The 26,775-nt window shown below is 55.4% G+C and carries 24 protein-coding genes and 1 tRNA gene; 19 read left to right on the top strand and 6 right to left on the bottom strand.

Translation table 11 applies throughout. The annotated features are described in order from the left end of the window. Positions 1-13: 13 nt before the first annotated feature. The 3 genes from ES815_RS06650 to ES815_RS06640 are packed head-to-tail and all read left to right on the top strand — an operon-like array spanning position 14 to position 5,352. Positions 14-3,886 (top strand): cellulose biosynthesis protein BcsC, encoded by a 3,873-nt coding sequence (locus ES815_RS06650; protein ID WP_142487167.1) that lies wholly within the window; start codon positions 14-16, stop codon positions 3,884-3,886. Next, positions 3,886-4,353: a cellulose biosynthesis protein BcsD gene (gene bcsD / locus ES815_RS06645; RefSeq protein ID WP_142487166.1), complete on the top strand. Its 468-nt coding sequence runs from the start codon at positions 3,886-3,888 to the stop codon at positions 4,351-4,353. The genes ES815_RS06650 and bcsD overlap by 1 nt, the downstream gene beginning before the upstream one ends. Positions 4,354-4,362: 9 nt before the next feature. Then, complete coding sequence (locus ES815_RS06640) at positions 4,363-5,352, top strand: glycosyl hydrolase family 8 (protein WP_142487165.1); 990 nt, start codon at positions 4,363-4,365, stop codon at positions 5,350-5,352. 40 nt (positions 5,353-5,392) lie between these two features. Here ES815_RS06640 and ES815_RS06635 read toward each other — a convergent pair whose 3' ends face one another. Then, positions 5,393-6,646, bottom strand: a complete 1,254-nt coding sequence (locus tag ES815_RS06635) for a PTS ascorbate transporter subunit IIC (protein ID WP_142487164.1) — start codon at positions 6,644-6,646, stop codon at positions 5,393-5,395. 707 nt (positions 6,647-7,353) lie between these two features. Here ES815_RS06635 and ES815_RS06630 point away from each other — a divergent pair. The 15 genes from ES815_RS06630 (at position 7,354) to ES815_RS06560 (ending at position 21,331) form a co-directional block, all read left to right on the top strand. Next, entirely contained in the window at positions 7,354-8,472 is a 1,119-nt protein-coding gene (locus ES815_RS06630) for a 1-propanol dehydrogenase PduQ (protein ID WP_142487163.1), read from the top strand. Positions 8,473-8,611: 139 nt separating this feature from the next. Beyond that, a complete protein-coding gene (locus ES815_RS06625) occupies positions 8,612-9,298 on the top strand; it encodes a phosphate propanoyltransferase (protein ID WP_142487162.1) in 687 nt (228 codons plus the stop codon). After that, entirely contained in the window at positions 9,291-10,109 is an 819-nt protein-coding gene (eutJ, locus tag ES815_RS06620; RefSeq protein ID WP_142487161.1) for an ethanolamine utilization protein EutJ, read from the top strand. The genes ES815_RS06625 and eutJ overlap by 8 nt, the downstream gene beginning before the upstream one ends. A 10-nt stretch (positions 10,110-10,119) precedes the next feature. Further along, entirely contained in the window at positions 10,120-10,836 is a 717-nt protein-coding gene (locus ES815_RS06615) for a flavoprotein (protein ID WP_142487160.1), read from the top strand. An 11-nt stretch (positions 10,837-10,847) separates the two neighbouring features. Continuing rightward, positions 10,848-11,120: a EutN/CcmL family microcompartment protein gene (locus ES815_RS06610; RefSeq protein WP_142487159.1), complete on the top strand. Its 273-nt coding sequence runs from the start codon at positions 10,848-10,850 to the stop codon at positions 11,118-11,120. Positions 11,121-11,143: 23 nt separating this feature from the next. Next, the gene (locus ES815_RS06605; protein WP_142487158.1) at positions 11,144-11,641 is read left to right on the top strand and encodes a GlcG/HbpS family heme-binding protein; all 498 of its coding nucleotides are present in this window, start codon (positions 11,144-11,146) and stop codon (positions 11,639-11,641) included. A gap of 30 nt (positions 11,642-11,671) precedes the next feature. Continuing rightward, the gene (tdcD, locus tag ES815_RS06600; protein ID WP_142487157.1) at positions 11,672-12,871 is read left to right on the top strand and encodes a propionate kinase; all 1,200 of its coding nucleotides are present in this window, start codon (positions 11,672-11,674) and stop codon (positions 12,869-12,871) included. A 204-nt stretch (positions 12,872-13,075) separates the two neighbouring features. Further along, positions 13,076-13,357, top strand: a complete 282-nt coding sequence (gene grpH, locus ES815_RS06595) for a propanediol utilization system shell hexameric protein GrpH (RefSeq protein ID WP_002438304.1) — start codon at positions 13,076-13,078, stop codon at positions 13,355-13,357. A gap of 21 nt (positions 13,358-13,378) precedes the next feature. Next, positions 13,379-14,164: a propanediol utilization microcompartment protein GrpI gene (gene grpI, locus ES815_RS06590; RefSeq protein ID WP_142487156.1), complete on the top strand. Its 786-nt coding sequence runs from the start codon at positions 13,379-13,381 to the stop codon at positions 14,162-14,164. Between the two features lie 47 nt (positions 14,165-14,211). Then, the gene (locus ES815_RS06585; RefSeq protein ID WP_142487155.1) at positions 14,212-15,732 is read left to right on the top strand and encodes an aldehyde dehydrogenase family protein; all 1,521 of its coding nucleotides are present in this window, start codon (positions 14,212-14,214) and stop codon (positions 15,730-15,732) included. 23 nt (positions 15,733-15,755) lie between these two features. Next, on the top strand, positions 15,756-16,055 hold the full coding sequence (gene grpK, locus ES815_RS06580) for a propanediol utilization system shell hexameric protein GrpK (protein WP_142487154.1): 300 nt from the start codon (positions 15,756-15,758) through the stop codon (positions 16,053-16,055). A 10-nt stretch (positions 16,056-16,065) separates the two neighbouring features. Beyond that, positions 16,066-16,641 (top strand): DJ-1/PfpI family protein, encoded by a 576-nt coding sequence (locus ES815_RS06575; RefSeq protein WP_142487153.1) that lies wholly within the window; start codon positions 16,066-16,068, stop codon positions 16,639-16,641. Between the two features lie 48 nt (positions 16,642-16,689). Continuing rightward, positions 16,690-19,242 carry a glycyl radical diol dehydratase GrpM gene (gene grpM, locus ES815_RS06570; RefSeq protein WP_142487152.1) on the top strand — a complete coding sequence of 851 codons (2,553 nt, stop codon included), beginning with the start codon at positions 16,690-16,692 and terminating at the stop codon, positions 19,240-19,242. A 111-nt stretch (positions 19,243-19,353) separates the two neighbouring features. Then, the gene (locus ES815_RS06565) at positions 19,354-20,271 is read left to right on the top strand and encodes a glycyl-radical enzyme activating protein (RefSeq protein ID WP_142487151.1); all 918 of its coding nucleotides are present in this window, start codon (positions 19,354-19,356) and stop codon (positions 20,269-20,271) included. Between the two features lie 154 nt (positions 20,272-20,425). Continuing rightward, a complete protein-coding gene (locus ES815_RS06560) occupies positions 20,426-21,331 on the top strand; it encodes a permease (RefSeq protein ID WP_142487150.1) in 906 nt (301 codons plus the stop codon). Positions 21,332-21,397: 66 nt separating this feature from the next. On the opposite strand, the gene ES815_RS06555 is transcribed toward ES815_RS06560, so the two are convergent. The 5 genes from ES815_RS06555 to ES815_RS06535 form a co-directional block, all read right to left on the bottom strand. After that, positions 21,398-21,871 carry a BMC domain-containing protein gene (locus ES815_RS06555; RefSeq protein ID WP_142487149.1) on the bottom strand — a complete coding sequence of 158 codons (474 nt, stop codon included), beginning with the start codon at positions 21,869-21,871 and terminating at the stop codon, positions 21,398-21,400. Between the two features lie 47 nt (positions 21,872-21,918). Continuing rightward, positions 21,919-23,070, bottom strand: coding sequence for a methionine adenosyltransferase (metK, locus tag ES815_RS06550; protein WP_142487148.1), 1,152 nt, complete (start codon positions 23,068-23,070; stop codon positions 21,919-21,921). 118 nt (positions 23,071-23,188) lie between these two features. Continuing rightward, on the bottom strand, positions 23,189-24,253 hold the full coding sequence (locus ES815_RS06545) for an AraC family transcriptional regulator (RefSeq protein WP_142487147.1): 1,065 nt from the start codon (positions 24,251-24,253) through the stop codon (positions 23,189-23,191). 17 nt (positions 24,254-24,270) lie between these two features. Next, a complete protein-coding gene (locus ES815_RS06540) occupies positions 24,271-25,500 on the bottom strand; it encodes a PocR ligand-binding domain-containing protein (RefSeq protein WP_142487146.1) in 1,230 nt (409 codons plus the stop codon). A gap of 380 nt (positions 25,501-25,880) precedes the next feature. Next, positions 25,881-25,956 (bottom strand) — tRNA-Ile (locus tag ES815_RS06535). Positions 25,957-26,081: 125 nt separating this feature from the next. Here ES815_RS06535 and mug point away from each other — a divergent pair. Then, positions 26,082-26,588, top strand: coding sequence for a G/U mismatch-specific DNA glycosylase (mug, locus tag ES815_RS06530; RefSeq protein WP_106995868.1), 507 nt, complete (start codon positions 26,082-26,084; stop codon positions 26,586-26,588). The last annotated feature ends 187 nt before the right edge of the window (positions 26,589-26,775 follow it).

Below are 26,775 nucleotides of genomic sequence, written 5' to 3'. Positions count from 1 at the left end.
GGGTGGTAACACTATGGAAAATAAAAACAAAACCGCCGGACATCTGCCTGTGCTTTGCCTGTTCAGCGGGCTGGCGATCGGGGGCATCCAGGGTGCCCAGGCGGCGGACGCCGCGCAATCCGCCAATAACCCGGCGCTGAAAGCGTTATTCGACCAGGCGAACTACTGGCACGAAAAATCTCACGATAACCTGGCGATGGAATCGCTGAAAAAAGTGCTGATGGTGGATGCCAACAACACCCAGGCGTTGTACCTGATGGCCCTGTGGTCGCAGCAGGCCGGTGACATCAAAGGGGCGGCCCAGTGGCGCGAGCGCTTAAAGGCGATTTCGCCGCAGGATGCGAATTTGCAGGCGCTGGATAACGCCAAACAGATGCAGCAGGTGCCGCGTGGGCAGCTGGAGCTGGCCCGTCAGCAGGCGCGCAGCGGCAACATTCCCGCCGCGCTGACCACCTGGCAGACCCTGTTCACCGGCAGTCAGCCGCCACCGAGCCTGGCTCCGGAATACTATCTGACCATGGCGGGAGATAAGTCCCTCTATTCGCAGGCGGTAAGCGAGCTGCGTCAGCTGCGGGTGCAGTATCCGCAGGATAACAACGTCAAAGTTGCGCTGGGCAAAGTGCTGACCTATCAGGAAAGCTCCCGTCGCGAGGGGATGAACATCCTGCAGGATCTGGCCAGCGGCAGTCAGGATGCGGATAAATCGCTGCGTCAGGCCCTGCTGTGGCTCGGGCCGCAGGCGGGCGACGAAGCGTATTACCAGACGTACCTCCAGCGTCATCCGAACGATACCGCCGTGCAGGATTACTATCGCAAGAGCATCGGCGGAGCGGCAAAGGGCGAAGGCTATGTGGCGCTGAACAGCGGCAATACCGATACCGCCCGCAGCCAGTTTGAGCAGGTGCTGAAGACCAACCCGGAAGATGCCGATGCGCTGGCCGGGATGGGCTACGTGGCCCTACGCAAGGGTGACTACGCCGCAGGCGCGCAGTATCTGAGTCGCGCGGCCAGCCTCGGCGGCACCGCTTCTGACGAGCGTAAGCAGCAGGCGCAGGACGCTGAATTCTACGGCCAGCTGGCACAGGCGCAGGCGGCCTACAAGCAGGGTAACGTCAGCCAGGCGCTGGCCCTGAGCGCTCCTCTGACCCAGCGCAGCGGCGAGCAGGGCGCGGCGGCAAAGCTGTTCCGTGCCGACGTCCAGCGGCATAACAAAGATTACACCGCGGCAGAACAAACCCTGCGCGGCCTGCTGACCGAGCAGCCGAATAACGGCTCGGCGCGGGAAAACCTCTACTACGTCCTGCGCGAGCAGAACAAAACCGCCGAAGCTCAGGCGATGTTGCAGACCCTTCCCGGCAGCCTGCAGGCAAAATTGCAGCCGCGCGTCTCCGGGGGCAACCCGACCGATCCGCTCCGTCGTCAGGCCCAGCAGGCCGTGTCCAGCGGCGATCCGCAGCGCGCTATCGCCCTGTTACAGCAGGGCACGGCGCAGTATCCGTCCGATCCCTGGCTGCGTCTGGATTTAGCTCGTCTGCTGCAGAAGCAGGGGCGTAGCGCGGAGGCGGCCAACGCCATGGCACCGGCGTTCCGCCCGAACGCCAGCAACAGTGAACTCTATGCCGCCGCCCTGTTCGCCAGCGAAAATAACGCCTGGCAGCAGTCGCAAACGCTGCTGTCACGCATTCCGGCCTCGAGCCAGAACGGCGATATGCGCGAGCTGTCCCGGCGGGTCAATTACAACCTGCAGATGGACGTCGCCGAACGCTATCTGGCCCAGGGCGACCGGACCGCGGCAGCCAACACCCTGAAAGCGCTGGCGGCACGACCGCCGCAAAGCCCGGCCGATGCCGGCAAGCTGGCGCGAATGCTGGCCCAGAGTGGCGATGTCACCACCGCGGTGAGCGTGGTGCATGACAACATGCGCCGCGGCGTGCAGGGTAACGCCGGGGATTATGCCGATCAGGTTGCGGTTCTGAACCAGGCCGGCCTGGGCAGCGAAGCTCAGGCCTGGCTTGCCAGCCCGGAGCTGCAGTCGCGCAGTACCCCGACCCAGCTGGCGAGCATTCGCAATGGCTACGTGATCAACGAGGCCGATCGTCTGCGCGTGCAGGGCAACTACGCGGCGGCCTACGACAAGCTGATCCGCGCCATGCAAAACGATCCGCAGAACACCGATCTGATGTTTGCCATGGCGCGCGTCTATCAGTCCGGGAAGATGAACAAAGAGGCGGGGGTGGTTTACGACTACCTGATGACCCGCGATACGCCGCAGCAGGATGCGCGCGCCGGGGCGATCGACGTGGCGCTGGCCAGCAACAACGTGGATAAAGCGAAGCAGCTTTCCGCCGGGCTGACCAACGACAGCACTCCGGAACGCTTACTGCTGCTGGCCCGGGTCTCCGAAGCCCAGGGCAATCATCAGCAGGCGATGAGCTACCTGCGCACCGCGCGCGGCAAACTGCTCGGCCTGCAGAACAACAACGGCGAAACGGCGCCGATGTTGGGTGGCCTGGCGCTGGCCGACAACCCGTTTGTCGGGACGTCCAGCACGGGCGCAGTGACAGATTCTACGTCACTCTACGGCCAGGCGATGCCGTGGCAGGTGGCGCAGCTGGCTCGTAATCCACAGACCGCGCCGCCGGGCACCGTGCGCACCGATCTTCCGGTGGAAACCGCCCAGGCCGGGACGCTGCGGCAGGTGGATAATATGATGGAGATGCTGGTCGACAAAACCGCCACCTGGGCGCGGGGTTCAACCTCCCTGCGCGCGCGTGACGGTGAAGAGGGGCTGAGCAAGCTGACGGAGATCAAGGCGCCGCTGCAGTGGTCTACCGTGCCGTTCGGCGATTCGCGTCTGGATGTTAACGTCACGCCGATCAGCCTCGATGCCGGCACCTCGTCTGATGAATCCAGCCGCCGGTTTGGTACCGGGGCGCTGATCCAGGGTATGGTGGCCGAAGAGCTGTATGACGCCTCCACGACCACGCCGCCTGAGCTGCCGAATATCGACAAAATCAAGGTGCCGTCGCAGGGCTCGCAAAGTGCGCAGGGCGTCGAAGTGGCGATGGCGCTTACCGGCGAGCAGTACAAAATTGATGTTGGATCCACGCCGCTGGGCCAGGATCTGAATACCCTGGTGGGGGGCGTGCAGTGGTCGCCGCAGCTGACGGATTACCTCAAGCTGGTGCTGACCGGCGAGCGTCGCGCGGTGGTGGACAGCCTGCTCTCGTATGTCGGGGTAGAAGACAAGTACAGCGGCAAGAAGTGGGGCCAGGTTACCAAAAACGGCGGCAGCGCCCAGCTGAGCTATGACAATACCGATGCAGGCTTCTACGCCGGGTTTGGCGTGTATGACTACATCGGGGAAAACGTCCCGAGCAACACCAGCGTCAACGGCTCGGCGGGAGTCTACTTCCGTCCGTACTATGCTGCCGATCGCGAGTTAAAAGCCGGCATCAACATGAACTACATGAACTTCGACAAGAACCTGAGCTACTTCAGCTACGGTCAGGGGGGGTATTTCAGTCCGCAGGATTATATCAGTGTCTCCTTCCCGGTGGATTACACCCAGAAGTTCGACAGCTGGAAGCTGGGACTGGGAGCCTCGGTGGGCTATCAGTCCTACTCCCAGGATGAGAGTCCGTACTTCCCGACGGATAAAGCTATGCAGAATCAGCTGGAAGATTACGTGGCTCGTGGCTTTGCCAAAGAGGCGTTCTACAAAGGCAACAGCGAGAACGGTCTGGGGTACACGCTGCGCGCGTCGACGGACTACAAACTGAATAAAGATATGACCATCGGCGGGCAGGTGGGTTATGACACCTTTGGTGATTACAACGAAAGTACCGCGAGCCTCTACTTCCGCTACCTTCTGGGGAATAAGTAATGAATGACCAACAGCTTTTGCAGTATTACCAGAATCAACAGACGCAGTCCGGTTGGTTTTCGCTGATACACGTGATGATTGAGAGTATGGTAGCCAACGTCGGCGAAGCGCAGAGCCGCTCGTTCCTCGTGCAGATGGGCGACTCGCTGGGCGAACGCTTCCCGCTGGCGCTGGCCCATACCGTGGGCGAGCTCGAAGCGCAGATCAACGCCCGGCTCGCAGCCTTTAACTGGGGCTATATCGATATCGATGCCAGCGACACGGCGATCCGCATCGCGCATACGGCATTGCCGGTTCCGCCTGAAGAGGCGAAGCAGATGGCGTGGAACCACGCCTTCAGCGCGGTGCTGGAGGGGCTATACGCCCGCTGGCTGCGCGAGCAGGGCGGAAAATCACACGTATCGCTGTGGCGGGAGGCATCCCCCTCGGCTACGGTTATCCATTTCAGATATCAAAATAATCAATAAGGATCGGCCATGTGGCAGCGAAGTAAAACCCTGGTTCTGGTGCTGGGGCTGATATTAAGTCATCAGGCCTTTGCCGGCCCCGCCTGGGACAGTTACAAAGCGCGATTTTTGATGGCGGACGGTCGCATCATTGATACCGGCAACAACAGTGTGAGCCACACTGAGGGGCAGGGCTTCGCCATGATGATGGCGGTGCGTAACAACGATCGCGCCGGTTTTGACAAAATCTGGAACTGGACGAAAAAGAATCTGCAAAACCCGCAGACTGGCCTGTTTTACTGGCGCTTTAACCCGGTAGCGGCCGATCCGATTATGGATAAAAACAATGCCACCGATGGCGATACCTTTATCGCCTGGGCGCTGTTAAAAGCGGGGACCCAGTGGAACGACAGCAACTATCTGAACGCCTCGGATGCCATTACCAAATCGCTGCTGGCCCGCAACGTGATCAGCTTTGCCGGTTACCGCGTAATGCTGCCCGGCGCGAAAGGGTTTAATCTCAACAGCTATGTGAATCTTAACCCGTCCTATTTCATCTTCCCGGCCTGGGAAGACTTTGCGAAACGCAGTCATCTGACGGTGTGGCGTGACCTGATCAATGACGGGCAGAAGCTGCTGGTGAAAATGCGTTTCGGCAATACCCAGCTGCCGGCGGACTGGGTTTCTCTCTACGCCGACGGTCACGTGACCCCGGCAAAAGAGTGGCCGGCGCGCTTTAGCTACGATGCGATCCGCGTGCCGCTGTATATCAAGTGGGCGAATGCCTCCAGCCCGCTGATGGCCCCGTATACCGCTTACTGGGGACGCTTTGCCCGTAACCAGACGCCTGCATGGGTGAATGTCACCACCAACGATCCGGCGCCCTATATGATGGAAGGCGGCCTTCTGGCGGTGCGTGATTTGGCGATGGGGCAGCTCCCGGCGGGCGATCCGCAGATTACGGCTCAGGAGGATTACTACTCTGCGAGCCTGAAGATGCTGGTGTCGCTGGCGAAATAAATGCAGTAAAAACCGGCCCGATTACGGGCCGGTAGCAGGATTAATGCGCCAGACCGAAGGTGTATTTGATAATCGCCGACAGGAAGGTGAAGTCCGGATCGGCAAAGGTTACCGCCGTCACGCCCAGGTGATTAAACAGCGGCAGAACCAGCGCCGGCAGGAAGCACAGCAGCAGGCCATTCACGAAGCTCGCCAGTACCGCCCCACGGAACCCACCGGTTGCATTACCAAAGATCGCCGCGCTACCGCCGGTAATAAAGCTCGCCATAATGCCCGGGATAATGATCGGCAGACCGATAAACGGGAAGATCGCCACGCAGCACAGTTCCGCCACAAAGCTCACCAGGAACCCAACCAGTACCGCGTTCGGTGACTTGTCGAACAGCACCATCGGATCCACGGCCGGAACAGAACCCGGCGCCACGACCTGCGAGAAGCCTTTGAAAGCCGGGACGATCTCTTCGGTGAACATCACCACGCCTTTTTTGGCGATATATAACCCGCCCGCGAAGGTGGCGGATTTCTCCAGCAGCCAGACAAAGTAAGGTTTATTCGCCAGCACGTTGTTAAGGAAGGCTTCTTCCGCAAAGATGGAGGAGATCCCCAGCAGGAAGAACATGGTAATAAAGGTCGCCACGTCCGGGTTTTTCAGGAAGCTGAATTTACCGCTGACTTTGACCTCTTCGACGTTGACCGAGGTATCACCAAACCATTTCCCGAGATAGGAACCGATAATATAGGAGCTGGAGGCGGCGTGGGCGATACAGTAATCGTTATGGCCGATAATTTTACGGCTAAAGCGTGACAGGATAGTCGGGAATACCGCCATATACGTGCCGATGACCAGCGAGCCGAAAATAATAGCGAACTGCTCGCTGTAACCTAATCCCACCAGGGCGGCGGTCACCGAGAAGGCCATAAAGACGATCAGGTGCAGCGACAGGTAAATAGATTTAAAGCGGGTGTAGCGGGCCAGCAGCACGTTAATGATCATCGCGAAGAACAGGATGAACGCCGCCGGTCGGCCCAGAGTATCGATGGTCAGCGCCATAATCGCTTCGTTGCTGGGCACGACCCCGCGCAAGCCAAACGCATTGGTAAAGATATCGCTGAACATGGTTAATACGCCGCCGAGAATACTCCCACCGGTTTTAATTAATACAAAACCAATAAAGGCGAGGAGGGTGCCTTTAATAATGTCGGTGAGGCTACTTCTTTGTAGCGCCAAGCCTAAAAAAGCAATGAACGCGACGATAATCGCAGGCGTGCCAAGTATTTTAATAATGTAATCCACGATAGTTTTCCGTATTTAAGAGATATCAAAATAGTTAATAAAAAATTATCAGGCCGAGCGAATGCCACCAGCGTAATCACGCTGGTTATTTTGTTGGCGCTGTAATAATAAAATGTTAAATCCGTGTGTTGTTTTTAAATAAAAGCGCTAATACATGCTCCTCGTTTCTCACACCTGTTAGTTATCTGCACAAAAACCTTACTGTCTGTATGGGCGGATATCTTAACAACTTCCGAAAAGCAAATTGTGATGAAGATATCTAAAACGATATTTCATTTTACAAAAAATGACGATTCGTTTTTGCAGGGAGAGATGAAACGGGAGAAGGATTCTACTTTTGACGGGTTGGGGAGAGGCGTAGGATGAGGGCGTTGCAGGAGAAACTGCAACCGGGCGCAGGAACCTGAACAACTCGACGGAGGTTGCCTTGTGGCTACGATCCCAACCTTGTGTTATCCCGAATTTGACGAAAGCGTTACTCATCATCTGGTCACTGCACCGCTTCCCGCCACTGCCGTCCTGTTTTTATCCCGCTGGGCTGGTTTCATTACCCCTTGAGGACTTTTTTGCCCAAGGTAAAACAATCGCGCAAAATAATCCTCCACCTGCACAAACATGCTTAGCCTCTCAAAAATAGTGCCATGTTAGTTTACCCCCATTGTTTATTACTGCTTACCATGCCGGTATCCAGATAAGGGTTGCAACACATGGCCAGTTGTTCTTTTTCCTGTCCTCAGATCTATTTTGGCGAAGAGGCGATCACCTCGCTGAGCCAGTTTAATGATAAACGCGTCGCGATTGTCACCGACGATTTTATGGTGACATCAGGTAAAACCCGTTATTTGATTGATTACATGCCCCAGGCATCAGTCTCTATTTTTGGCGAGGTCAAACCCGATCCCGATATTGATATTCTGATCGCGGGAGCGGCACGTTTTAAAACCTTTAAACCTGACGTGATTATTGCTCTCGGCGGCGGTTCCTCGCTGGATGCGGCGAAAGGGATCAAAGTGACGCTGGAAGAGTATTTTACCGATCATCACATCGAACTCATCGCCATTCCCACCACCAGCGGCTCCGGATCGGAAGTGACCGCCTATGCGATCGTTTCCGATCCGCATAACGGGCGTAAATATCCGCTGATCTCCGGACATCTGGTGCCGGATATCGCCATTCTCGATCCGAACCTGGTATTAACCGTGCCGCGCCATGTGGCGGTGGATACCGGTATGGATGTGCTGACCCATGCCATCGAAGCGTTTGTCGCCACTGGCGCGAACGACTTTAGCGATGCGCTGGCGGAAAAGGCCATCGCGCTTACCTGGCGCTACTTGCCGCAGGTGTTTAACGATGAAAAAGACATTGTGGCGCGTACCCATATGCACAATGCCTCCTGCATGGCCGGGATGGCGTTTAACGCCGCCGGGCTGGGGCTGGTCCACGGCATGGCCCATGCCATTGGCGGCATGCTGCATATTCCCCACGGCAAAATTAACGCCATGCTGCTGCCGATTGTGATCGACTTCAACAGCCAGCAGGTCGCTGCACACACCCGCGATCGCTACCACCGCTGCGCGCAGATCATGGGGATCGAGCATGCCGCTCCCGGGCAGGCTATCACGCAGATGACGCAGGCTATCCGTCAGATTAACCGCCATTTCGGTATTCCCGCCACGCTGAGCGAGTTGGGCATTGACCGGGCGAAAATCAGCGCGCTGCGAGCGGCACTGGTGAGTTCCGCGCTGGCCGATGGATGCACCGCGTCAAACCCACGGTCTGCTAACGCCCGGGACGTAGAAGCGCTGCTTGATCAGGTGACGGGCTAACGGGACACATTTGTCCTGCTCGCATGAAGCGGGCAAAAAAGTCCTGTTGATCAACAAATATCGGGCGTCGTGACTCCCTATCCTGATGAACAGACGCTCAGTAACCACGCGATAACCCAATAACCAGGTCGTTTCCGTTATGAATTACACCGAACAACAAGCTGAATGGATCACTCAGCAAATCCTTCAGGAACTCGCCACCGGTAAAAGCCCGGCTGCGCCCGTCGCCGCACCCGTTGCGCTGGATATTCCGGTGGGCGTGTCTAACCGCCACGTTCACTTGTGCCGGGAAGATATGGACATCCTGTTTGGCTACGGCTCCACGCTGACCCGTTTTAAAGCCGTCAAACAGCCCGGGCAGTATGCGGCCGAAGAGATGGTGACGCTGCGCGGCCCGAAAGGCGAGCTGAGCAAAGTGCGGGTATTAGGCCCGTTGCGTAATACCACCCAGGTGGAGATCTCCGTCGCCGATGGTTTTGCGCTGGGTGCCCAGGCGCCGGTGCGGATGTCGGGCGATCTACTGGATTCGCCGGGAATTGACATCATCGGCCCGAAAGGGCGAGTGGTGAAGCACAACGGCATGATTGTCGCCTGGCGGCATATCCACATTTCACCTCAGGAAGCCGAGCTGCATGGCCTGCGCGACGGGATGGAAATCGACGTTCAGACCAACGGCCCACGCGGCGGCGTGCTGAGCCACGTGGTGGTGCGCGTCACGGCGGATGCGGTGCTGGAACTGCATATTGATGTGGAAGAGGCCAACGGTTTCGGTCTGCGCAATGGCGACAGGGTGCGCGGTATCAAACAGGATGTGCGTCATGGCTGACAACCCCGAAAACCGCCGATTGCACGCCCTGGCTGCCCTGATTGACAGCGGTGAATGTCGGCCCTGCACCGGTGCGTTGAAGGTGGGGGTGGATCTCGGTACGGCCAATATCGCGATAGTGGTGGTGGATGAAGATAACCAGCCGGTGGCAGGAGTGACCTACCCCTCCAGCGTAGTGAAAGACGGCGTGGTGGTGGATTACCTCACCGCCAGCCGGGTCGTATCGCGACTGAAAAGCCTTCTCGAAGAAAGGCTGGGCCGCACCCTCGATCGCGCGGCAACCGCCATTCCGCCGGGCATTTCCGACGGCAACACAAAGGTGATCGTTAACGTTGTGGAGTCGGCGGGCTTTACCGTCACTAACGTGCTCGATGAGCCGGTGGCGGCCGCCAGCGCGCTGAATATTAAAAACGGTGCGGTGGTGGATGTCGGAGGCGGAACTACCGGAATGAGCATTTTAAAAAGTGGCAAAGTGACCTTTAGCGCCGATGAACCCACTGGTGGCAGCCATATGACGCTGGTTATCGCGGGGGCGCTCGACCTGGAATATGCCGAGGCGGAAGCGATGAAAAAAGATCCGGCGCTGGAAGCGCAGGTCTTTACCCTGGTGCTGCCGGTGGCGCAAAAAATGGCCAGCCTGGTATCGGGATGGCTCACCACGCAGCGGGTGAAAAATATCTATCTGGTGGGCGGCGCCAGTAGCTTCAGCCAGTTTGCCGCGGTGTTCAGCAAGTACACCGGCAAAAACGTGGTTCCGTCGGTGGAGCCACTGTTAGTGACGCCGTTAGGTATCGCAATGAATGCGGGGTAAATGAGAACCGATGGACAGCCAGACCTTATCGCAGCTGCTTGACCGGGCGATCGCCGAATTGCTGGCGCAGTCCGTGGCGCAAAAAAATGTTCGCGTGGTGGTGACCGGTGACGACCTTTCTTCACTCCCTGAAACCCTGAACTGTCTCGCGGCGCTGGAGCAGGCGGGCTATGCGCTATGGGTGAGTTTTTCCCACAGCGCCAGCCAGTCGGCGCTGAAAGCGGCCTGCATTGACGCGTTACGCCAGCGCGGCTCCCGCGCCGGATTCGACCGCCAGCGCGCAGATTACGATGCCCTCTATTTACCGGCACTTTCGGTCAACAGCATGAGCAAAATCGCGCTGGGTATCCGCGACAACCTGGCATGCGAGGCGGTATTTCAGGCCTTGCAGCAGCGTAAACAGGCGATCGCCACGCTGCATCCGCAGTGCCATGACGACCGCTTGCCGCTGACGCTGTTGGCCCGGCTGGCCGGTTACGCTCAGGTACTGGAAAGCTACGGCGTGACGATTGCTGGCAAAAAAATGGCCCACGTCGATCCTCACCCGGTAAGCCTGTCCGTGCCCTCCACCAGCCTGCCAACCGCCGGGAAAAAACGCTTAATTACCCTGCGCGATATTCGCCTGCTTGCCCCCGGCGAAGAGCTGTGGGTCGAGCGCGATACGCTGATCACCCCTGCCGCCAAAGATGAAATCTCGCGGCGCAATCTCACCCTTATTTACGGCTAGCCGGAGGAAGTATGTACCTCGCAAAAGTCACGGGTGCGTTGGTTTCCACTACCAAACACACCTCTCTGAATGGCTCGAAACTGCTGATGGTGGCGCGCCTGGATGAAAACTATCAGCCTACCGGCCACGCTCAGGTGGCCGTGGATACCGTCGGCGCGGGTAACGGCGAGATTGTTATCGTGACCACCGGTAGCTCGGCGCGGATGAGCAACAGCAAAGAGCACTCGGTGATTGATGCTGCCGTGGTGGGCATCGTCGACTCGCTTGAACTGAACGGCAAATAGCGGCGATCCAGGGAGAATAAGGTATGGCTACACACGATGCTGTGCTCGACAACTGGATCAATGACGCCATCGCTACGCAACTTCCGGAGCGGCAAATGTCCCTGAGCCTGGACGATGCTGAACTGCTGGCGAAGCTGGTGCGGGAGGCCGCTACGGCTTGCCATGTGCCTGTTGTTTTCAGCCTGGCGGATGCCTGCGGGCATCAGCGGTTTTTTTTCAGCATGGATCACGCTCTGCTGGTGAGCCATACCCTGGCACCGCAAAAGGCCTGGACCGCCGTGGCGCTAAAGATGGCGACGCATGAACTGGCGAGGCGGGTACAGCCGGGCGGAGAGTTATACGGTCTTGATAAAGAAAAAGGGATCTGTTGCTTCGGCGGCGGGTTTCCCTGCTGGTCAGGCGGACGCCTGCTCGGCGGGATTGGCGTCAGCGGCGGCAGCGTGGAAGACGATATGCGTATCGCCCGCCAGGCGATGGCGCGGTTTAGCGCGCTGCGTTTTCCCCTCGCAATAACCTGTTAATTTTCATCGCAGTCCATATCAGGGGTCATCATGTCCTTAGCTTGTGTATTAGTCATTAACTGTGGTTCTTCTTCGATGAAGTTCTCGGTCATCCCCCAGGATGCCGATCGGCCGGTGCTGTCTGGGCTGGCGGAGCGGTTGGGGATTGATCGTGCCACCATCACCTTTAAAGATCGCGACGGTAATTCATCCAGCATGGCGCTGGCAGAAGCCAGCCATCAACATGCGTTAGACGTCCTGTTCGGGAAGCTCGCGGAGCGGCAACTGCTGAACAGCCTTACCGCCATCGGTCATCGCGTGGCGCACGGTGGGAGTGATTTTAAACGCTCGGTGCGGGTGACCGACGAGGTGATTGAAAAAATCCGTGCGCTGTCGGCCCTGGCGCCGCTGCACAATCCCGCCAACCTGATCGGCATTGAGGCGGCGCGTGCGCTGCTGCCTGCGCTACCGCAGATTGCAGTGTTCGATACCGCGTTCCATCAGACGTTATCCCCGGCCGCCTATACCTACGCCATTCCGCTGGAGTACCAGCACGATTATCAGGTGCGTCGCTACGGTTTCCACGGCACCTCCCATCGCTATATCGCCAGCGAAGCGCTGAACGCGCTGGAACTTGACCCGGCAGATCACGGTATCGTGATTGCTCATCTGGGGAATGGCTCTTCCCTTTGCGCCGTACAGAACGGCGAGAGTGTCGATACCTCAATGGGCATGACGCCGCTGGAGGGGCTGGTGATGGGCACACGCTGCGGCGATCTGGATTTTGGTGCCGCCGCCTATCTGGCGAAGTGCACCGGGCAGCCTGTCGATGCGCTGTACAAAATGGTCAACAACCAGTCCGGCTTACTGGGGATTTCAGGGTTATCCAGCGATTGTCGTACGTTGCAGGAAGCCCGGGCGGCGGGGCATGCGCGGGCGACGCTGGCCATCGAGGTGATGGTACACCGCCTGGCCCGGCATATCGGCGGCCATGTCACGGCGCTTAAACGCTTCGACGCCCTGATTTTTACCGGCGGCATTGGCGAGAACTCGGCGCTGATCCGTGAACTTACCGTACAACGCCTCCAGGCGTTGGGGCTGGAGCTGGATAACGCGCGCAATCAGCAGTTATTCGGTGGCCGCGGCGGGCTGATTTCCAGAACGGGCTCGACAAAGATTGCGGTTATCCCGACCAATGAAGAAAAAATGATTGCCACAGATGCGGCGGACCTCGCCCGTTGCGCGGCATAGAAATAAGGCGGTTATTGCCGCAGGCAGGTGGATTTTATTGTCGGGAAGATGATCCTGAAAACAAGATAGTCCGGCTAGCGCGCAAAACATTTTGTCCGAATAACCTTAGTATCAGAATGCATAAATAATTAACGCACAGGGCCAATCCATGGATTGCTATTCCTGTGTGCACATTTTCTTTCAAGCGGAAATATCGAGGTTGGTATGCAACAAGAAGCATTAGGAATGGTTGAAACGAAAGGCCTGGTCTCGGCAATCGAAGCAGCAGACACCATGGTGAAATCCGCCAACGTGACCCTGGTGGGCTATGAAAAAATCGGTTCCGGCCTGGTAACTGTGATGGTTCGCGGCGATGTAGGGGCCGTAAAAGCCGCTACTGACGCCGGGTCTGCCGCTGCGGGTAAAGTGGGCGAACTGGTCTCCGTACACGTTATTCCGCGTCCGCACATTGAGGTGGAAAAAATTCTGCCGAAGGCCGTCGGTTAATAACAAAAAAGGATACTGATCATGAGAGATAATCTTGTTGAGCAGATTATATCTGACGTAATGAATAAACAAACCGACACGAAGCCGAAGGCTAAAACCGCCGCCAACTTTGCCGGTTGCGGAATTACGGAATTTGTCGGCACTGCGTTGGGGCACACTATCGGCCTGGTGATTGCCAATGTCGATAATCAGTTGCATGAAATTATGAATATCGACAAGAAATATCGCTCGATCGGTATTCTGGGGGCACGTACCGGCGCAGGTCCGCAAATTTTTGCGGCGGATGAAGCCATCAAAGCGACCAATAGTGAAATTATCTCTATCGAGCTGGCTCGCGACACGGAAGGTGGCGGCGGGCACGGCTGCTTAATTATTTTTGGCGCGTCTGATGTTTCCGACGTCAGACGTGCGGTGGAAGTTGCGCTGGCAGAAATTGAACGCACCATGGGCGACGTCTACGGCTCGCCGGCAGGCCACCTTGAATTTCAATACACCGCACGCGCCAGCTATGCGCTGCATAAAGCGCTGGGCGCGCCGATTGGAAAATCCTTCGGGATGACCTGTGCCTCGCCTGCGGCGATTGGCCTGGTGATTGCTGATGCTGCGGCGAAATCCGCCGTTGTTGACCCGGTGGGCTACGCCAGTCCGTCGAAAGGCACGAGCTTCAGTAACGAAGTGATCTTTACCTTTTCCGGTGATTCCGGCGCGGTACGCCAGGCGGTGATTGCTGCACGAGAAGTGGGGCTGCAACTGCTCTCCACGCTAGATCCGGCGGAAATTAAATCCACCACGACGCCGTATATCTAAGCCGCGGGAGACGACGCGCGACGCGGTCGGTAGTAAGGAATTTAAAGATGAATGATATTGAAATCGCTCAGGCTGTCTCGACCATTCTGAGCAAATTCACCAAAGCAACACCGGATACGGTTCCGGCAGTGACTCCCGCCACCTCAGAGGCAGGGCGGGTTGAAGGCCTGGATGATATCGTCGCTAAGGCGCTGGCGCAGCAGCAGTCCGGGCGCGCCGCCAGTGCACCGTCTCAGGTCGCAAGTGCCGGAACGGGCGCATTCGAGACCATGGACGAGGCGATTTCAGCGGCCGTGCTGGCGCAGGTGCAGTATCGCCACTGTTCTATGCAAGACCGTGCCACGTTTATTAATGGCATTCGCGATGTCTTCCTGCAGGAGGATGTGCTGCGCGCCATTTCCCGTATGGCGGTGGACGAAACCGGCATGGGGAATTACGAGGACAAACTGATTAAAAACCGCGTCGCCGCGCTGAAAACGCCAGGTCTCGAAGACCTGGCCACCCGCGCGATAACCGGAGACGGGGGGTTAACGCTGATCGAGTACTCCGCGTTCGGGGTGATTGGTTCGATCACACCCACCACTAATCCGACCGAGACCATCATTAACAACAGCATCAGCATGCTGGCGGCGGGCAACACCGTGGTGTTTAGTCCCCACCCGCGTTCGCGGAAAGTCTCGCTGTACGCGGTTGAGCTTATCAATCACAAGCTGGCTCAGCTGGGCGCGCCGGCAAATATGGTCGTCACGGTGACGAAACCCTCTATCGATAACACTAACGCCATGATCAACGACCCGCGCGTCAACATGCTGGTGGCTACTGGCGGTCCTGCCATTGTAAAAACCGTTATGTCATCCGGCAAGAAAGCGATTGGCGCAGGCGCAGGCAACCCGCCAGCGGTGGTGGACGAAACGGCGGATATCGAAAAAGCAGCGTGCGATATCATCAAAGGTTGCAGCTTTGACAACAACCTGCCGTGCGTGGCCGAAAAAGAGGTGATTGTGGTGAATCAGGTGGCTGATTATCTGATCCACTGCATGAAGAAAAGCGGCGCGTATCTGCTATGCGACAAGAAGCTGATACAGCAATTGCAGACCCTGGTGCTGAACGAAAAAGGCACCGGGCCGAATACCGGTTTTGTCGGTAAAGATGCACGTTACATCCTTCAACAACTGGGTATCACCGTGGGTGATGACATTAAAGTCATCTTAATCGAGACGGAGAAAAACCATCCCTTTGTGGTGCATGAGCTGATGATGCCGGTCCTGCCGGTGGTACGCGTCGATAACGTTGATGAAGCCATCGAACTGGCAGTGCACGTAGAGCACGGCAATCGCCATACCGCGATTATGCACTCCACCAACGTCGAAAAGCTGACCAAAATGGCGCGCCTGATCCAGACCACCATCTTTGTGAAAAATGGTCCCTCTTATGCGGGGATCGGGGTGGGTGGCGAAGGGCATGCCACCTTTACGATCGCCGGGCCGACCGGTGAAGGGCTTACGTCAGCACGCGCGTTTGCACGGCATCGTCGCTGCGTAATGGTTGAAGCGTTGAATATTCGCTAACCATCGTGAAGGGTAACGCAAAGATGAAAAAACGGATCATAAACGCGCCGACCCCGGAGATCCTGGCCATGTTGAAGCGGCGCATGCCCGGGGAGTTTCGTTCGCGTCTGGAGTTGATTCGCATTGACGCCATTGGATTGTTAATGCTGCCGGTTCCGGATCTCTATTTTTATGCCGATGTGGCCAGCAAAAGCGCCAGTGTGGTGGTATCGGAAATCTTTGGCAGTTGCCCCCAGCACGTCACCACCCTGGCCATTTTCGGCGAAGTCGCGGCGGTGCATGAAGCCATGCGAATCATTGAGGAAGACGATAACCAGTTTTGAGAGTTCGCTTATGAAAAAGATATTACTTATCGCAGGCGATTTCTCTGAAGACTATGAAGTCATGGTGCCATGGCAGGCATTAAGCATGTTAGGTTTCAGAGTGGATGTTGTATGTCCGGGTAAACGAACCGGCGAGTTTATTAAAACCGCGATTCATGATTTTGAAGGTGACCAAACCTACACTGAAAAACCCGGACACCTTTTTAGATTAACCGCATCATTTGACGAAATAAAGTTACAGGAATATAGCGGTGTGTATATTTCAGGCGGGCGTTCACCGGAATACCTGCGATTAAATAAATCGGTCCTGAATATTATGCACTACGCAATGAATTTCTCATTACCTGTTGCCGCAATTTGTCATGGCCCACAAATTCTGGCCGCTGCGGGGGTAATAAAAGACAGGAAATTGACAGGCTATTTTACGGTGCAACCGGAAGTGGAGATGGCGGGTGGCCTGTGGGTCACTGCTGCGGATGATGAGGCCGTCGTTGATGGCAACCTCATTACGGCGGCCACCTGGATGGGGCATCCGGCAATATTACGTCACTTTATTACACAGACAGGTATCAGCATTATTCATTAATACCCCGGCACCGCCGCAAGGTTATCAAAATATATTCGGGAGTTTTATATGTTAGAGAAAGGCTTTTCTAATCCGACCGATCGTGTTGTACGACTGAAAAATATGATTCTGACGGCGAAACCGTATGTGGAATCAGAGCGCGCTGTGCTGGCAACACAGGCCTATAAAGAGACTGAACAACTGCCAGCCATTATGCGGCGTGCGAAAGTTGTAGAAAAAATTTTTAATGAATTGCCAGTGACGATTCGCCCGGACGAATTAATCGTGGGCGCAGTAACCATTAATCCACGCTCGACTGAAATCTGCCCGGAATTCTCTTACGACTGGGTAGAGAAAGAGTTCGGGACGATGGAGCACCGCATCGCCGACCCGTTCATTATCTCGAAAAAGACCGCTCAGGAGCTGCATGAAGCGTTCAAATACTGGCCGGGTAAAACCACCAGTTCTCTGGCCGCCTCTTACATGTCGGACAGCACCAAAGAGAGTATGGCGAGCGGCGTGTTCACCGTAGGCAACTACTTCTTCGGCGGTGTCGGCCACGTTAGCGTTGACTACGGTAAGGTGCTGAAAATCGGTTTTCGCGGCATCATTAACGAGGTGACCCGCGCTCTCGACGCGCTGGACCGCACCGAACCTGGTTATATCAAGAAAGAGCAGTTCTATAACGCGGTATTGATAAGCTATAACGCGGCGATCCGTTTTGCCCATCGATATGCGGAAGAAGCATCCCGCCTGGCGCAGCTGGAAAGCAACCCGACCCGTAAACGCGAGCTGGAGCAAATCGCGCAGAACTGTACCCGCGTACCGGAATACGGTGCGACCACGTTCTGGGAAGCGTGCCAGACCTTCTGGTTCATCCAGAGCATGTTGCAGATCGAATCCAGCGGTCACTCTATCTCCCCGGGCCGTTTCGACCAGTATATGTATCCGTATCTGGCGGCGGACAAGTCCATCTCCCGCGAATTCGCGCAGGAGCTGGTCGATTGCTGCTGGATCAAACTCAACGACATTAACAAAACCCGTGACGAAGTGTCTGCCCAGGCGTTCGCCGGGTATGCCGTGTTCCAGAACCTGTGCTGTGGCGGCCAGACCGAAGACGGGCGCGACGCGACCAACGATCTGAGCTACATGTGTATGGAAGCGACCGCACACGTACGTCTGCCGCAGCCGTCTTTCTCCATCCGCGTATGGCAGGGCACCCCGGACGCTTTTCTCTATCGCGCTTGCGAACTGGTGCGCATGGGCCTTGGCGTGCCGGCGATGTACAACGATGAAGTGATTATCCCGGCGCTGCAAAACCGTGGCGTATCGCTGCGTGACGCGCGTGATTACTGCATCATCGGTTGTGTGGAGCCGCAGGCACCGCACCGCACCGAAGGCTGGCATGACGCGGCGTTCTTTAACGTGGCAAAAGTGCTGGAAATTACCCTTAACAACGGCCGCGTCGGTAGCAAACAGCTGGGTCCGGTAACGGGTGAACTTACGCAGTACACCGGTATGGATGATTTCTACAGTGCGTTTCAGAAACAGATGGCGCACTTCGTTCATCAACTGGTTGAAGCCTGTAACAGCGTGGATATCGCCCACGGAGAACGCTGCCCGCTGCCGTTCCTCTCTGCTCTGGTAGACGATTGTATCGGTCGCGGTAAATCCTTGCAGGAAGGTGGCGCTATCTACAACTTCACTGGCCCGCAGGCGTTCGGCGTTGCTGACACTGGCGACTCCGTCTACGCCATCCAGAAGCAGGTGTTCGAAGATCGCAAGCTCTCCCTGAGCGAGCTGAAAAGCGCGCTGGAGAATAACTTCGGGTACCCGGTAGGTGCTAACCCGCACACTCCGGCGGCGAAATCCTCGCTTAATGAGCAGGACATCTACGAGGTGGTGAAACGCATCATTGAGCAGCATGGCGCGCTGGATCCGACGGCGATTAAAAACGAAGTCTATCGTCAGCTGACATCCGACAATGCGGCTGCGGCACAATCCGGCAACCTGTCCCGTCATGAAGAAATCCGCCGTATCCTGGAAAATACCCCATGCTTCGGCAACGATATCGACGACGTGGATTTAGTGGCCCGCCGATGTGCCCTGATCTACTGCCAGGAAGTGGAGAAATACACCAACCCGCGTGGCGGCCAGTTCCAGGCCGGTATCTACCCGGTGTCCGCGAACGTGCTGTTTGGGAAAGACGTTGCCGCGCTGCCGGATGGCCGACTGGCGAAAGAGCCGCTGGCCGATGGCGTGTCACCACGTCAGGGTAAAGATACTCTCGGCCCAACCGCCGCAGCCAATTCGGTGGCCAAGCTTGACCACTTTATTGCCTCCAACGGCACGCTCTACAACCAGAAATTCCTGCCGTCTTCACTGGCTGGCGAGAATGGTCTGCGTAACTTTAGCGGCCTGGTGCGTAACTACTTCGATAAGAAAGGGATGCACGTCCAGTTCAACGTGATCGATCGCAACACCCTGATTGAAGCGCAGAAAAACCCTGAGCAGCATCAGGATCTTGTGGTGCGTGTGGCAGGTTACAGCGCTCAGTGGGTCGTGCTGGCGAAAGAGGTGCAGGACGACATCATTAGCCGTACGGAGCAGCAACTGTCGTAAATAACATACGGGCCAGGGAGTTTCCTCTGGCCCGCTATTATTCATTGTTACACCGTCTGGTTTTTATTTTACCTGTAAGGGTAATTTAACTGGCTACTATAGAGTGATGTTATGAATAAAGTTGAGTACGAAACCGAAGGCGTCATTTTTAATATTCAACGCTATTCTTTGCATGATGGGCCGGGCATTCGCACCATCCCTTTTTTTAAAGGTTGCCCGCTTTCCTGCAAATGGTGTAGTAATCCTGAATCACAACGTCCGCAGCCAGAGCTGTTATTTAAAAAGAACGATTGTATTCGCTGTGGAAAATGTATTGATGTCTGTCCGCAACAGGCATTGTCAACCAGCAATAGCTGGTTTATCGATCGTGACCGCTGTATCCAGTGCGGGAAATGTACCGATGTCTGCCCGACCCGCGCGCTGGAAATGAAAGGCAAGCGGATGTCGGTAGCGGCAGTCATGCGCGAGCTGGAAAAAGAAGAGAACTTGTACCGTCGTTCCGGCGGGGGCATTACCCTGTCTGGCGGCGAACCCCTGGCGCAGCCTGAATTTGCCCGCGAGCTGCTGAAAGCCTGTAAGGCGAAGGGCTGGCATACCGCCATTGAAACCACCGGTTTCACCACTAAAGCCGTGATTGACGCAGTGTTTCCCTACGTGGATCTGGCACTTACCGATATCAAAGCGATTGATCCCGAAGTTCATCAGCGTAACACCGGTGTGAATAACAGCGTGATTCTGGAAAACCTGCTGCGCATTTCATTTTTAACCAAAGTGGTGGTGCGTATTCCGGTGATCCCCGGCGTGAACGACAATCCGCAGGAGATTCATAATATCGCTGAATTTGCTCGCTTAATGCAAAATGTCGATACCATACACCTGTTGCCTTATCACAGCTTTGGTGAAAATAAATATAATTTATTGGGTCGGCAATATCCGCTGAGCGAGGCGAAAAGTATTGCTGAAGCCAGCATGGCAACTTTAAAAGCGACGGTTGAATCATCAGGTTTTAACTGTCACATCGGTGGTTAATTAACTGAGTTATTATGGCGCGGCACAATAATGCTGCGCTTTTTTATTTTTTCAATACATCTTATTTTAATTATAAATATACCCGGAGCCATTCTGCATTCTGCATTTCATTGACGTTGTCCTTTACTTTAATCCCATTACAGAGGTGAGCTATATGAATAGCTTAGATATTCTCGTTGCCTTTGGCGGCGGCATATTCGGCGCGGCGATTGGCGCGCTGGCGGCGTTTGAATTTGTTGGACTGCTGGTGATCGCCATGGCGGTCGTGCAAATTATTACCGGCGCACCGTCAGATTTTATTACCTTCCCGTTTGGGCTGTTTGGGCCGCATACCGGCGGATTTGCTGCGGGCGTGGCGGCGACGGCGTACGCGGCAAAGAGAGGCAAACTGGGCTCGGGACGCGATATCACCGCCGGGCTGAGCGGGCTGGCGGCCTATGATGTGCTGCTGGTGGGTGGGATTTTCGGGGCGGGGGGCTATGTCATTGCCTGGGTGCTCAACCAGATCCCAGCGTTCCCGTCCGGTAATGCCTGGACCGATACCGTGGCGCTAACGGTGGTGATCTCCGGGGTGATTAGCCGACTGGTGTTCGGAAAAACAGGCCTGTTTGGCAAGCCGGAGCAGGGGATCCGCCACTGCTACCCGCCGCAGGATAAATGCTGGATGCCTTATCATAGTCGCATTCCGCAGCTCTCAGTGCTGGGGCTGGGGATCGGCCTGATGGCCGGATTTTTAGGGCTCAAGTTCGGTGGCAACGGCGCGCTGCTGGCGTTCGGCATTTCTGCGTTTTCACTGATCTTTTTGCATTTCAATACCCAGGTGCCCGTGTCGCACCACATCGCGCTGCCCGCCGCGCTGGTGGCGGTGCTGTCCGGCAGCCTGCTATGGGCGGGAATTGTCGGTATTATTTGCGCGCTGTTAGGCGAACTGATGTCGCGTATCTTTCTGGTTCATGGTGATACCCATATTGATCCGCCGGCAATGGCCATTGCCATAATGACAACAGCGGTTAACCTGCTGGCGACTATCGGGCTGTTCACGCTGATTCCGCTCATGTAATGCCTTGAGAGAGAAAAAAAGCCAGCGGGGTAACCCGCTGGCTTTTTTGTTTTACTCCCGATAGCGTTATTTTTTCTTCGGCCCCGGACGCGGCCCTTTCTTCACGGGATCGTGCGGTGTTTCTTCAGCAAGGTCCATGCAGGATGCATCGTTGGAGGTATCAATATTGATTAGCGGGATAGTCTGCACTGGCGTTTCTTCAGTCTGATGGGTGACAGCAGGCGCTGGCGTTTCAGGTTCAGGCCGCACGATGCCGACCGTCTCTGTCGAGTGAATAATATGCTCAATATGCTGCGCGGTGCGGGCAATGACCTTGTGGGCGTATACGCTACCCACCCGGCCCGCTGCGCTGATGGCAGCCGCCACGGCGGCGTTTATCGCCCCAATTTCCCCTTCCAGCTTCACCGTGACCATCCCGCCGCCTTTGGTTAACTCATAGCCCACCAGGCTGACGTTAGCGGATTTCATGGCGGCATCCGCGGCTTCCACCGCCGCAGCCATTCCGACGGTTTCGATCAAGCCTAAACTTTGCCCGGACATATACTTCTCCTGTAGAAAAATTCACATTATGCTGCGCGCGCGTCGGCTTAACGGCCAACGTCTTCGCGTAATAGCGCCGCTTTATCCGTGCGTTCCCACGGAAAGCTGTCGCGACCAAAGTGGCCGTAGCAGGCCGTTTTACGATAGCGGGGGACCAGCAGGTCGAGCATGCTGATGATGCCGTAGACGCTGAGATCAAAATGGCGGTTAACCGCCTGCTGCAACGCCTCTGTTGACACGACTTGTGTGCCAAAGGTGTTGATCCTGACGGAAACGGGGCGGGGGAGGCCAATAGCCCATCCCAGCTGCACTTCGCAGCGCGACGCAAGGCCGGCAGCGACAATATTATTCGCCACATAGCGAGCGGCGTAGGCTGCGGAACGATCGACCTTTGAGGGGTCTTTACCGGAAAATGCGCCACCGCCGTGGCAGGCTGCTCCGCCATAGGTATCGACAATGATTTTGCGCCCGGTTAACCCACAATCGCCCACCGGGCCGCCAATCACAAAAGCGCCTGCCGGATTGACCAGAAAGCGGGTATGGGGCGTGAGCCAGTGTGACGGCATGACCGGTTTGATGATCTCTTCGATAACGGCTTCACGCAGTGTCGCCAGCGAAATATCCGGGCTGTGCTGGGTGGACACAACCACAGTATCCACCGAATGCACCAGGTTATCCTGATAGCGCAGGGTGACCTGGCTTTTGGCATCGGGAAGTAAAAACGCCAGCCGCTGAGACTTACGCAGCTGCGCCTGGCGCGCCATCAGACGATGGGCGTAAACCAGCGTGGCGGGCATCCGTTCCGGGGTTTCATCGCAGGCGTAACCGAAGGTGATGCCCTGGTCGCCTGCGCCCAACGCGTCCGGGGTGTGACTGCGAATACCGTCGGCAATATTGCTGGACTGTTTGCCGAGAATATTCAGGACGCCACAGGTGTTGCCGTCGAAGCCCAACCGGGAATGATCGTAGCCAATCTCTTTAATGGTGTTGCGGACGATCTGCTCGATATCCACCGTGGCGTGGGTGGAGATTTCGCCTGCGACGATAGCGACGCCGGTTTTGACCAGGCATTCGCAGGCCACTTTGCCCCAGGGGTCCTGCAGGAGAATGGCATCCAGAATGGCGTCGGAAATCTGATCGGCCATTTTGTCGGGATGCCCTTCGGCAACGGATTCGGAGGTAAACAGGTAATCGTTCAAAGCGAGTCACTTGTCTGGAAGTTTTATTCCTATCTTAGGGGGCAACCAGACAAGGGGGCGTACACTATCTTGCGGGTCTGTTGGACTATTTTGTTTTCATTTACGGGCCAGCGCAAAATTACGCCACGGCCTCATCCTCTCCCGATGTCACGATTTTCCGATAATCAGACGGTGCCATGCCGGTCTCTTTTTTAAAGATCCGACAGAAGTAGTTGGCGTCCTGGTAGGCCAGCTCCAGCGCAATGGTATTTACCTTCAGATCGCTGAACTGCAACAACGATTTGGCGATAGCGATCTTGCGCATGGCAATATAATTCGAAAACCCAATGCCGGTGATTTTCTTGAACGCCCGGCTCAGGTAGCAGGAGCTGACGAAGGATTTTGCCGCTATGTCGTCCAGAGTCAGGTTGCGGAGGATGTTTTTCTCAATATGAAATTTTGCACGCTCAATAAAATCGATATTGCCGGTATAGCCTTTGAACGCGTAATCAAACAGCTCCTCGCTGAGGGTCAGCAGGCCGATCATCACCCGAAAGTAACGGCTCTCTGTAATACCGTACTGATTAACGTCTTTGAGCAGGGCGGCGACTTTACGTTGGGCGGGGGCTAACTTTTCACCCTGTGCGATCACATACTGGCTAATGATTTCCAGAAAATCGATGACTTCTTTGCGTTTGTCCTCGTCAGGCCTGTCCAACGTACACGCGCCATTAATCATATCGAAAATCAGGCTGTGCCACGGGGCATAATGGCATTCGTCGATCAGGGTAAACACTTTTTGCTTCATCGCCCGGGATTTTTCGTTATCGCCTTCATCAACGTCGAGGGTTTTTTTAATGGTATCGGTCAGGATGCTTTTTTTCACCGGCTTCAGCAGGTAATCATTCACTTTGAGGTTATACATACTGCGCACGATATCGAAATCATCGTTCGCCGTGGTGACGATGACTTTGGTCTCGGTGTTTTTTTTCCTCAGGTATTCAATAACCTGATTGCCGTTTGGCAACGGAATGTTGATATCCACAAAGATCATGTCGATGTGGTTTAATTGATCAATTAACTGAATCGCTTTTTTGCCGGTGGAGGCTTCGTGAATCACGGCGTTTTCCACGCACTGGGAAACGATCCGGTTCAGGGATTCAAGCTCAATAGGCTCATCTTCAACGATAACAATGTTAAACATATGTCCTCTTTTTGCTATCAGGCTTCCAGCATCGGGAACCGCAGTTTAATAGTGGTGCCCATCCTGGGCTTGTGGGCGCTCATGATCTCCAGGCCATAGCTCTCGCCAAATAACAGCTTTAATCTATTTTTTATGTTGTTGATGCCGATGCTGCCTTTTTGCAGATTTTGGTCGCCGGATAAAATCTGATCGATGGCATTCGCAGAGATGCCGTCGCCATTATCGGTGACCTCTATAATGACATCCTGACCGTCATCGGTGGCGCGGATCAGCAGATGGCTGCTGGTGTCGCGTGGTTCTACTACGTAGTTGAAGAAGTTCTCTACCAGCGGTTGCAGGATCAAAAAGGGGCAGACTACATCCAGATATTTCTCGGGGATGTCGTAACGATAATCGAAGCGGTCGCTCATGCGCACTTTTTGAATCGACATATAGCTGTTGACGTAATTCATCTCATTGCGCAGCGTAATCAGCCCATGATTATTTTTGCGTAGCAGGTAGCGCATCATGTCAGAAAAATCATGCACCATGGTTTCGGTACGCTGGGCATCTTCAAGAAACGCCAGACGACCAATGGTGTTTAATACATTAAATAAAAAGTGTGGGTTGATCTGATAAGAGAGCGCTTTAAATTCTGCTTCATGTAATGAACGTTCAATTTCAACACGGATTCTTAATTCATTCGTTAACTCCTGGTCCTTTTTACGCAACTCACGTTGAATATTATTGGCGTGTGCCTGTTCCACCAGATAGGACGAAACGTGTAATAGCGTTGATGCTGTGGATTCAAAACGCTCATAGTTCATTCGGCGCGTATTTTGATGCAAATTAATCAACCACGGATTTTCTTCCCAGATTTCATTGTTATTCAAAATATAGGGAATGCTGCGCTCTTTTTCCTCTTCCACTTTGACCTGGCCGGAAATAAATGCCCCGAGGTAATGATCGTTAATCATGATAGGAACGGCAAACTCGACAAAACCGCAGTAGCAGCGATACACCACCGGCTCGCGCGCCTGCATTGCGGCACGCCCGCCAGCTTTGTCGCTTTCATAACAGTGATGAGTCAGGTTAGGGTTGAGGCGCGAGCGCGCGCAGAAGTCTGAAAACCCGCTGGGCCTGGTGACGGGAACGCCGTTTTCATCCACCACGACCAGCGCGATCATCATCGATTTTGAAAAGTTATCCTGCAGAGTCTGAAGTCGTTGTACGTCCAAAAATTCATGTAGCTTGTAATGAGTCATCATACTTTCAGCCTGCATTTTTAAAGTCCTGTCGCATATTTAAAACTAAACGATCTGATGCAGGAAAATATTGAAATGGGTCACGGCAATAAAAATGGTATTAAAATTCATGTTAATATCATGTCGATAATGTTGGGCAAATGTAACGGAAATAGATAATTATCCGGATATTGGATTAATCTTAATAACAATCGGATGTGTTCAGTTTAGAGGTTATTTTAATGTAAGCCGCTAATACGCGAGAGAGATATTATGGGTAATAAGGCGATCCTGATGTCAGGAGATTGCTCACGCGTGTAAGGGAAAAATAAGGCTACAGTCAGGCATTCAGAAGCGATACAAAGCAAAAGGGCCGGAGATTTCTCTCCAGCCCTTGCTGTATCTGGTGGCCCCTGCTGGACTTGAACCAGCGACCAAGCGATTATGAGTCGCCTGCTCTAACCACTGAGCTAAGGGGCCGTGGCGGAGGATTATAAAGTAACTCCTCGCCGCAATCCAGACCTACCCACCTGCCTGCTGTTTTTATAAACAACCCATTTTCAATCTCTTATACTTAGAGCCTGAACCATTAAGCGGGAGTAATCATGATCAACGACATCCTTGCGCCAGGCCTGAGGGTGGTGTTCTGCGGCATCAACCCGGGAAAGTCCTCCGCCCATACCGGTTTTCATTTTGCTCACCCCGGAAATCGCTTCTGGAAGGTGATCTACCAGGCCGGGTTTACCGACAAGCTGCTGAAGCCGGAAGAGGAGCAACAGTTGCTGGACACGCGCTGCGGCATCACTATGCTGGTGGAGCGGCCGACGGTGCAGGCGAGCGAGGTGAATCTGCATGAGCTGCGCAGCGGCGGGCGGGAACTGATTAAGAAGATTGAGGACTATCAGCCGGCAGCGCTGGCTATCCTGGGTAAACAGGCGTACGAGCAGGCTTTCAGCCAGCGGGGCGTACAGTGGGGAAAGCAGAGTATCACCATCGGCGTGACCCAGGTGTGGGTGTTGCCTAATCCGAGTGGGCTGAACAGGGCGACGGTGGAGAAACTAGTGGAGGCGTATCGGGAGCTGGATGAGGCGCTGGTGACGCGCGGGCTTTAGCTCCTTTGCTGGCTGATGCCCTCAGCCTGACCTCTCTATGGGAGAAGGCGCGAACTGCCGGATGGCGGCTACGCCTTACCCGGCCTACGGGATCCGTATGCCCGTGCAAGCAAAGCGCCGCCGGGCGTTTTTTAGGGAGCACTCTGCCACAGAGCGAAGTGAAAAAAGCCAAAAAAAAGCTCCCCGT

Source organism: Leclercia adecarboxylata, assembly GCF_006874705.1.
Lineage (GTDB): Bacteria > Pseudomonadota > Gammaproteobacteria > Enterobacterales > Enterobacteriaceae > Enterobacter > Enterobacter adecarboxylatus_C.
The sequence above is the reverse complement of the archived record's forward strand: the minus strand, read 5'-3'. Positions and strand labels throughout refer to the sequence as shown.